The organism is Kitasatospora sp. NPDC024654 (assembly GCF_055559155.1).
Map to the genome: position 1 here is coordinate 1 of NZ_JBVHLF010000152.1, position 9121 is coordinate 9121.

The following is a 9121-nucleotide window of genomic DNA, read 5'->3' on the forward strand; positions in this document are numbered from 1 at the left end:
TCCGCCTACCCAGACACACCGCAACGGCGCCAACGGCCAGCACAGAGATCAACTGACCAGCCGTCGGCCACTACCTGCGGATTCGGGTCTGAGCCCGGCCCCCGAGCTGACGTCAGCTCTCGCCCTCATCACTGCGGTGCGGCACGGGATCGTGTCCGGGCCCGTGAGCGGGTACAGGCCTGCCCCGGGGCCAGTGGGCCCTGGAGCAGGCCCCGGGGCCTCGCCGTCAGGAAGCAAATCCCACGATGCCCGAACCGCGGTAGGTCCTCGCCTGGCGCAGCCAGCCGACAACCTCCGCGACGGCCTGGGCCACCTCGCGCTCCAGCGGCGGGACGTGACCCTCACGCTCGGACTGCTCGAACTGCTGAAGCGCCTCGTGGCACTGCTCGGGCGTCCACTCGGCGCACAACGGCACGTCGTAGTGCGGGATGCCGGCGGGCAGGCCGAAGCCGTCGCCGAAGTCCGCGACCGAGACCGTGGTGACCCGCAGCGCCCGCAGCCCGTCGTCGACGACATCCAGCCAGCTGCCCCGGAAAGGGCTGAAGGAACGATTGTCAAGCGCGATCCCGCGCATGGCGCACAGCCGCTCATAGGCGTACCCGTACTGAAAAAAGTGCTGCTTGTCCTTGCCGAAGGGCCCGCCGTGCACCACCGCGCTCAGCGCCTCGTAAGCGGTGGGAGCGCCCTCCTCGATGAGGCCGGCGAACTCCTCGTCGGCGAACGCCATAGAGGCGCCGAGGGTTTCGCGGGCCTCTTCGAGCAGGGCGTCGTCGCCGCCGCCGACGCGGGCACGCATCGCCTCGGGGTCGATCAGGTACAGACTCAGGGAGGAACTCATTCGAACACCGTAGCCACTGTGACGGACAGCCAGGCCCTCGCCGGTCGTGAGGTGTCGACAGCAGCCACACCCGTGGAGCTGATGACCGCCTTCGGCCGCCTCTGGCGGTGTGTGGCTCAGGCTCTTGGTCAGTCGGCAGAGCGGGAGTTCAACCTGTTCCCCCGAGTTGGGTCGGGCACGGTGATGCAGTGCAGGGCCATGTACCGGCAGGCCATCAGCCCGTACACCTCGTCGAGCCGCGCATCCTCCGCCAGGCACCACCGGGCGATCGCCTTGCGCAGGACGGCGCGGCGCCCGGGGCCGCGCTTTCGCCGCCACCCCGAGCTTCATGCAGAGGCCTTGGCACGCAGCAGTTCGAAAACCGGCACGCCCTGGCCAGCGCGGCGCGATGCCGGCCCTTCGGTAGGCTCCCGGTGGTCCTGTCTCAGCGACGGTTGAAAACTGACCGCTGAACGGCGGATGAAACGGGACCCAGGCTTCGTCATGCGGGGATGGAGGTCGCCGTGCACCCACACCGGCGGGCCCTCCCACGCGTGGGCCGCAACGGCGTCGTCCCAGACGGCCCGGACGTCGGCAGCGATGTCGTCGGGGACAACGGCCTGGAAGAAGTGGTCGAAGCCCTCCGTGCAGTTCCTGGGATGGGCACCGAAGTCCGTAGAGATCGGCGCCTCGGCGGGCGCCTCCACGTGGAGCGCCCGGAGGAAGCCCGCCAGCGTGTCGGCTGCGTGGTCGCCGCGGCTGATCGAGGCGTGGTCCAGCGGCTCGCCGGGAACCCACGTCATCACGGTCCAGTGCTTGGGGAAGCGCTCGGACGGTTCACCGAACCGCACCGGGGTCGGCACCGGGAGCGGCAGGCGCGGGGCCAGCACGGGGAGCCACCGCCGCTCCTTGAGCTGGAGCTCCGGGGTGGGGTCCATGCGCTGCATGCGCACGGCCAACTGGTCCCCGAGGCGCCACATCTGGTTGCCCCAGCCGCCCGCCACCTCGCGGATGGCCAGCCCGGCAAGGTCTGGATGTTGCTCGTGCAGCAGGTCGCGGACCAGGTCCGCAGTGATCTCGATCTCGGTGTCGGTCATGCGAAGTCACATTACTGAGGCGGCAGGCGGAGCGGTTCTCGCTCTCCGGAACATCTCGCTGTGATCCTCTGGCATCACCAATTCGGTTTCAGAGAGCTACAGATCAGAGGCTTGGGACGGAACGGCGCCAAAGTTCAGAGAAGCGGCGACCGGGCGGCACACGGTGCCCCTTCACCTGGTCCATTCCGTTGATGGTGGGCGGATCCACAACAAACGTGTGTGCGAGCTGGACGGTTCCGAGGTGCCGCTCGAAGATGTGGCGCGCGGGTACGAGGCCCCGGACGGGCGGATGGTCGTCCTCACCCGCGACGACCTCGCCGACCTGCCGCTCCCCGCGGCCCGGGAGATCAAGATCCTCGGCTTTCTCGACGCGGACCGCGTCGACCCGATCAACTACGACCGCCCCTATTTCCTTGGCCCGTCGAACCCGGCCGGCGCCCGGCCGTACGCCCTGCTGCGGGAGGCGATGCGCGAGGCCGGGCAGATCGCCGTCGCCCGCGTCGCCCTGCGCACCCGAGAGAGCCTGGCCGTCCTGCGGGTACGCGAGGACGTCATCGTCCTGCAGACCCTCCTGTGGCCGGACGAGATCCACTCGGCCGCCGGCCTCGCCCCCGAGAACATCCAGCTGCGCGCCTACGAGGTCGAACTCGCCCGCACCCTGATGGACGCCGTCACCCAGGACCTGGCCCTCGAGACCGAGCACGACGAGTACGCCCACGCCCTGGAGGAGGTCGTCGAAGCCCGCCTCGCGGGCATCGAGCCGCCGCACGCCCACGCCTCCCGGGTCCTGCCGCCCGGCGGCACCGCCCCCGATCTGATGGACGTCCTCGAAGCGGCCCTCGCGGACACTCGCGAACACCACGGCCCCTCAGGCGGGCGCCCGTTGTCCGACCGCTGTACAGAGCGTCGGCAGAACCACTAATCGGTAGCGACTGGATGAGACCCTGCGGCGCACGGTGGTACGCACTGACATGGGTCCCCCCTCATGGATGTGACCGAGGCCCCCAAGGCCCCCGGTCGATGTCACATGAGAGCAGCGGCTGCCCGGGCTGTCCAGAGCCTGCCACGAGTCGAGCGCACACGATCCGGCGTAAGCACCACGGGTCCAGGCGGGCGTGAGGGCGGCGCTGGAGGTCGTTCCCGCGCCTCCTGGTCGTCCTGGTCGACACCGGGGCCGATGCGGTGCGCGGGGCCGTGGAGCCCATCTCGGCACGCGGGAGTCCGAGGACGTGCCCGGCCGCCGCCGCAGCGCCGGCCGGGTTAGTCGGCCGGGTTGGGACAGGTCCGTTGGTAGGGCAGCCCGGGGGCGTCCTGGGACCACTGGGTGGGAGTCAGGCCAGAGCCGATGAGGCGGCAGGCGCGCCCGTTGGGGTCGGTGACGATCGCGGGCAGGTCGCCCAGGTTCCACAGCGCGGCGGTGCCGTTGCCCGCGGTGGCGAGCAGCGAGGTGCCGTCCGGGCTGAATCGGATGTCGGTGATCGCCGCCGTGGCCGCGGTCAGGGTGGCCACCTGGATGGGGTTCGCCGGATCGGCGACGTCCCACAGGGTCACGCTGCCGTCCTCGTGACCGATGGCCACCAGGCGGCCGGCGGGGTGGAGGGCGAAGGGGAGGGTGCCGTCGTCCTGCCCGGCGGCCGCCTGCAAGGAGCCGAGGTAGCGGGGCTGGACATGGTTGTCCATGGCCCATAGCTCCACGTTCTGGTTGTTGTCGGTCGCCAGGCGCGTACTGTCGGAGCTGAACGCGGCCTGCCCGAACCCGTAGACCTGGCCCAGCGGCAGCGTGCGCGGATCGGGCAGCCGGACGGGAGCGGCGGGTGTCGAGGCGTTCCACAGGGAGTCGGGCAGCGCCAGTGTGTCGCCATCGGGGGAGAAGACCGCCGGGGTCCGGGCCAACTTGAAGCCGTTGATCATTCGGAGTTCGACGGGGGCGACGGGGTTGGCGATGTTCCATAGACAGGCCCAGCCGTTGTCGACGAACAGTGTCCCGCCGGTGGCCACCAGGGTCGATCCGGCCGAGTCGAACGCCACGGCCGCGACCCCCGAGGGCGGGGTCAGCGTGCTGAGCAGCCGTGGGTGGTTCGGGTCGCTGACGTTCCAGAGGGTGATCTGGCCCAGGCCATCGTCGTCGCGGGTGCTGGTGCCGACGGCCAGCAGCGAGCCGTCGTGGTTGAAGGCGACGGCCTCTACCTCGGCCGGTGCGGTGAGGCCTGGTAGCGAGGCCAGCTGGCGCGGATGGGCGGGATCGGACATGTCCCAGCAAGACACCTGGCCCAGGCCGCCGAGTGCGAGACGGCGGCCGTCGGGGCTGAAGGCCGCCGCGTTCAGCGCGGTTGGTGAAGGCGCCACGGTCGCCAGCGGGCTGGGGCCGGCGCCGGTGCCCAGCGACCAGCGAGTGACCGTGCCCGAGCTGCCCGCTAGCAGGACCTGCCTTCCGTCCGTGGAGAAGGCGATGGCGCCGTTGGACACCGAGTCGCTGGGCAGCTGCACTGGTGGGCCGGGGTGGGTGGGGTCGCTGACGTCCCACAGCAGGGCGGGTTTGGCCGTGCTGGAGGTCGCCGTCACCAGGGACCTGCCGTCCCGGCTGAACTGGGCGGCCTCGACATCGGCCTGCTCGTCGAGGGTGGCGAGCTTCTTGGGCGTGCCGGGTTGGCTGAGGTCCCACAGGGTCACGGTGCGGCCGTCGCCGGCAGCCAGGATCGGAGTGCTCGGGCTGAAGGCCAGCCCACTGCCGAACCCCCGCTCGCTGGACACGGGCCTCGGGTGGCCCGGGTCGCTGACGTCCCACAGCGTCCAGCCAGTCGTGTGGGTAATGGTGTTCGGAGCCAGGGAGTCGCTGCTTGCGGTGAAGGTGTCCGAGGCGGTGACCAGGGAGCGGCCGTCCGGCCCGAACAGTACGATCTCCGAGTCGAACGCGCTGGTCGGTGCGGACAGCTGCCGGGGAGCCGACGGGCTGGTGATGTCCCACAGGGTCAGGGTGCCGAGGGCGCCGCCGGTCACCGCCGCCAGGGTGTGGCCGTCCGGGCTGACGGCCGTACCCTGCACGTCCTTCAGGCCGGTCAGCGTGAGCACCTGCTGGGGCCGGGAGCGATCGGACAGGTCCCAGGCGACGACCGCACTGTCCGGGGGAGTGCCGTCGGACCTTCGCGCACCGCTCTCCACGGTGATCAGCAGGTGGCCGTCCGGGCTGAAGGACATGCCGTCGGGACTGTAGGGCAGGGATCCGGGGACGGGCAGCGTGGCGAGCTTGCGGGCCGCACCGGCGCCCGAGGTGTCCCACAGCGAGATGGTGCTGCCGGGGGAGTAGTCGGCCGCCACCGCCAGCAGGGTGCCGTCCGGGCTCAGCTCGGACCCCTCGGTGAGCTGGCCGCCCAGCGTGGTGGAACTGGCGTACCGGGACTGCTGGAGCGTGGTGATCAGCCCGACCCGGGCCTGTGGGGTGGGGTTCACCGCCAGCGCGCCGAGACTGAGCCGCAGCGAGGTCACTGGGTCGCTGGCACGGGCGGTCTCCGCCTCGGACTGCAGCGCCCGGCCGACCGCCAGACGGCGCTGCTCCTCGGCGGCCCGGCGCTGCGCGATGGCTTGGTCGCTCTGCAGCCGGGCGATCACCGCACTCCCGGTGGCGATCAGGGACAGCACGGCCAGCAGGCTGATCGCACCCCTGCGGATCGCCGCACTGCGCCGGCGCTGGCGCCGCGACTCGGCCAGGAAACGCCGCTCGGTCGTCCCGAGTTCCCCTTGGCCCAGCCGGGCTTCCAACTCCTGCGCGGCCTCCAGGCGGGTGCCCCGGTAGAGCAGGCCGGCCTCGCGCCCGGCGTTCTCCCACGCGGCGGCGGCCTCCTCGATCTGCTGGCGCCGCAGGTGGTCCGCCCGGTGAGCGTCGAGCCAGCCGCGCAGCCGGGGCCAGGCGTCCAGCAGCGCCTCATGCGTGATCTCGACGGCCTCCCGCCTCTGGACCAGCAGCCGCCGGTCTGTGAAGCGTTCCAACACGGTCGCGGCGACCTGGGGGTCCGGGGCCTCGGCCAGCAGCCGGGCACGGGGCACTGCTCGGCGGGTGTCGGCCGCGCCGGTGCCGATCCGCACCAGGCGCGGGAAGAGCCGCTGCGCCGAGCGCCGGCCGGCGGCGTCCAGATCGCGGTACACGTCCTCGGCCGTGTTGGCGACCGCGCCGCGGATACCACCGGCGGTTAGATAGCCCGCGACCGTCATGGTCGAGCCGGCGCTGGCTTGCCAGACGGCTTCGAGCGCGTGGGCGAGCAGCGGTAACCGGCCCGCCTCGTACCCGTACTCGGCCAGCCGGCCGCCCTGGTCGCACTCGTCGAGCCCATCGGACCCATCGGATCGGTCGGACCCGGCGGACCGGTCCGGGCCGGCCACGCCTGGCCCGCCGAGGTCGCGCAGCAGCAGCTCCACCAGGCCCGGTTCGAGGTCCAGCCCGACCGACCGGGCCGGGAAGAGGACGGCCTCGCGCACCTCTTTCCGCGACATCGCCTCGACCAGGACCTGACGGTGCTCCAGCGCCTGGTGCAGCAGGGCGTACCGGGCGCACTGCGGATAGAAGTCGGCGCGCACGCCGAAGACGACCAGCACCGCCGGCCCGTCGGCGCCCCCGCGGCCGAGTGCCTCAAGGGCGGCGAGGAAGTGCCGCCGCTCCTGCTCACCGGCTCCCAGGGTGAACAGCTCCTCGGCCTGGTCGACGATGATGGCCAGGCGCTGCGCGCCCCGTTCGGCCAGGGCGGTGCGCAGCCGGGCCGACACGGCCTGTGGGTCGGTGGCCAGCTCCTGCTCGATCATCTCCGGATCGGCGTCGGCGAGCACGGCCAGATGCATCGTCAGTGCGACCATCGGCTGGTCGCCCGGCGTGAACACCAGACACGGCCAGTGCCGGGAGCCCGGCAAGGCCCCCTTGGCCAGCGCGGGCACCAGGCCGGCGCGCAGCAGCGAGGACTTGCCTGCCCCCGAGGCCGCAACCACGGCGACGGCGCCGCCCTGGCGCAGGCTCTCGGACAGCCGCTGCACCAGGCGTGCGGTGAGCCGGTCGCGGCCGAAGAACCACTGCTCCTGCTCGGCGCTGAACGCCGACATGCCGGGATAGGGGCACTCGTCCGGGCCGGCGGCGCCCGCCTGGAGCCGGCGGACCTCGTGGGCGCCGTCCCAGAAGTGCAGATGCAGGTCACGTCCGGCGATCTGCTGGCTTCCGGCGGCCTGGTAGATGATCCCGGCACCGGAGGCGTAGGCCTCCAGCCGGACCGGCGCGGACCTGGAATCGGCGGGATCTGTCAATGGCCGCTGTTGTGCTGGTCGCGGCCCGCCTGGAAGACCTTGCCGCGTCCGCTGGCCTCGGCGCGCATCTCGATCCGGATACCGGCGGCCTCCTGCTGCTCGGGTTGGAGCTCGCGGACCAGCGCGCGCAACTCCTCGATCAGTTGCGGGTCCGTGCGCAGCAGGCTCTTGAGCTGCCCGCGCCATTCGGCTACCAGATCCTGCGGGTTGGAGCCACCAGCCAGCGCCTGCCGGGTCTCCACCAGGTCGGCCTCGACGCCCTCGGCCTGCTCCGGGCGCACCCGCCGCCACCACGTGCCCACCAGCCGCGTGACCTGCTCCCACCCGTCTGTCGCCAGCTTGCCGACCAGCGTGCTCGCCGCCGTCGACACCAGCGACATCACCTCCGGTTCCAACTCCCGCCTCCCCTCGGTCAGTTCTATCCACCGGCTCATTGTCGGACTCGACCGGACGCGATTTCAAATGCGCTGGTCCGGCTGCCATCCCGCCTTCTTCTCCCCAGCTGAGCGCGCATCTACGCGGCGAGGTTGGACAGGTAGGAACTGCCGGTGCTCCACCGGGTGACAGCCCACGGACACCGGGTGCCATCAGGTGGCGGCTCGCCGGCCTCGAAGAGCCAGGTCCCGCTGCGGGACTCGTGCGCATATCCCGGGCATGGTCCGCGTCAGCGGGCGGAGCGGCGCAGGAGGATCTTGAGGACGTCGCGGGCGTCGCGGCGGCGTTCGGGTGGGTGCAGGAGAACGGCTTGGCGGAGCCAGTGATCGGCCTCGCGCAGTTCGCCGCGGCTGGTGTGGTGCAGGTAGAGGCAGAAGGCGGCCTCCGAGGTGTCGGCGCCCGCGGCCATCTGCCACCACCACTGGGCCTCCTGTGGGTGGCCCGCCAGGTGGAGCAGGCAGGCGAACACCAGCTCGCCGCGCGGCTCCACGCGGCGGCGGGTGGCCAGGTCGTCCAGCCAGGTGGGCGCGTCGTCCTCGGCGACGATCCTGGCCGCTAGGGCGCGCAGGGTGCGCACCGCGTGGTCCTGGACGCTCAGGCCGCCGGGGCTGGCGGAGCGGGTCGTTAAGCGGGCGCGGTCCACCGTGGGGTACCAGGCGGGCAGGTCGCGGGTGGGTCGCTGAGGGGGTTGGGCCGGGATGCGGGGGCGGGCGCGGCGGGCGGCGAGCTTCTCGGCGATGCGGTGTCGGCCGGCCTCGATGTCGTAGATGGGGCGGGAATCTGCGAGTAGGCCTGCGTGGGGCAGGCTGTCGAGTGGGTCGGGCATGGGGATCACTCCTGGTCGGGCAGAACGGGGCCCGGGCGCAGCACGCGGCGGGGTGCGAGCCGGGCGGCGATCTTGGTTCTGGCTTGGGTCATGAGGGAGCGGACGGTGATGGTCTCGATGCCCATCACGGTGCTGATCTTGTCGATGCTGTAGCCGCGCAGGTAGCGCAGCACGATCACGTCGTACTTGCTGCCGGACAGGCTGCGGATCGCCTGTGCGAGGGTCATGCCGTCCTCCAGGTCTTCCAGGGCGGCGCCGAGGCTGTACTGGGTGTCGGCTTCGAGGTCGTCCAGGAGCTGGCGGCCTTTCTCGTGGAGTTCGGCGTAGGCGAAGGTGATCTCCTCGATCAGGGCGTTGTACTCGTCCTGGCGGGCGCACTCGGCCTCGACGACCCGGCGCAGCAGGGCCCAGGCGTAGGCGGAGGGGGCCGGTTGGAGGAGGACCTTGCCCCAGTGGTCGGCCAGGCGCGCGAACACCTCGTCGACGAGGTCCAGGGCGAGGGTGTCGTCACGCAGGTGCAGGCTGGCGTAGTCAAGGTATGCCTGGGCGTGGAGCTGGTGGAACGCGAGGAGTGACTGATTTGGTGATCAGGCCGGGGTGGGGATCCAGGCGCCTCTGCCGTCGAAGAGCCGGGTGATGGCGTCGAGCAGGTTCTTGCCCTGCTTG

6 protein-coding genes and 1 pseudogene are annotated in these 9121 nt (G+C 71.6%); 1 reads left to right on the forward strand and 6 read right to left on the reverse strand.

What is annotated here, in order from left to right; translation table 11 throughout:
- Positions 1-226: 226 nt before the first annotated feature.
- Entirely contained in the window at positions 227-838 is a 612-nt protein-coding gene (locus tag ACZ38L_RS37165; RefSeq protein WP_465702096.1) for a DUF7691 family protein, read from the reverse strand.
- Between the two features lie 326 nt (positions 839-1164).
- On the reverse strand, positions 1165-1914 hold the full coding sequence (locus tag ACZ38L_RS37170) for a phosphotransferase (RefSeq protein WP_465702098.1): 750 nt from the start codon (positions 1912-1914) through the stop codon (positions 1165-1167).
- Between the two features lie 73 nt (positions 1915-1987).
- Between ACZ38L_RS37170 and ku the strand changes: the two genes are divergently transcribed.
- Positions 1988-2836 (forward strand): non-homologous end joining protein Ku, encoded by an 849-nt coding sequence (gene ku, locus ACZ38L_RS37175; protein ID WP_465702107.1) that lies wholly within the window; start codon positions 1988-1990, stop codon positions 2834-2836.
- A 338-nt stretch (positions 2837-3174) separates the two neighbouring features.
- On the opposite strand, the gene ACZ38L_RS37180 is transcribed toward ku, so the two are convergent.
- From ACZ38L_RS37180 to ACZ38L_RS37195, 4 genes and pseudogenes are all read right to left on the reverse strand, one after another.
- A complete protein-coding gene (locus ACZ38L_RS37180) occupies positions 3175-7194 on the reverse strand; it encodes an nSTAND1 domain-containing NTPase (RefSeq protein ID WP_465702100.1) in 4020 nt (1339 codons plus the stop codon).
- Positions 7191-7628 (reverse strand): hypothetical protein, encoded by a 438-nt coding sequence (locus ACZ38L_RS37185; protein ID WP_465702103.1) that lies wholly within the window; start codon positions 7626-7628, stop codon positions 7191-7193. The genes ACZ38L_RS37180 and ACZ38L_RS37185 overlap by 4 nt, the downstream gene beginning before the upstream one ends.
- 230 nt (positions 7629-7858) lie before the next feature.
- The gene (locus ACZ38L_RS37190; RefSeq protein ID WP_465702105.1) at positions 7859-8455 is read right to left on the reverse strand and encodes a hypothetical protein; all 597 of its coding nucleotides are present in this window, start codon (positions 8453-8455) and stop codon (positions 7859-7861) included.
- A 5-nt stretch (positions 8456-8460) separates the two neighbouring features.
- A pseudogene (locus tag ACZ38L_RS37195) lies at positions 8461-8994 on the reverse strand (RNA polymerase sigma factor); the annotation flags it as partial.
- Positions 8995-9121 lie beyond the last annotated feature (127 nt).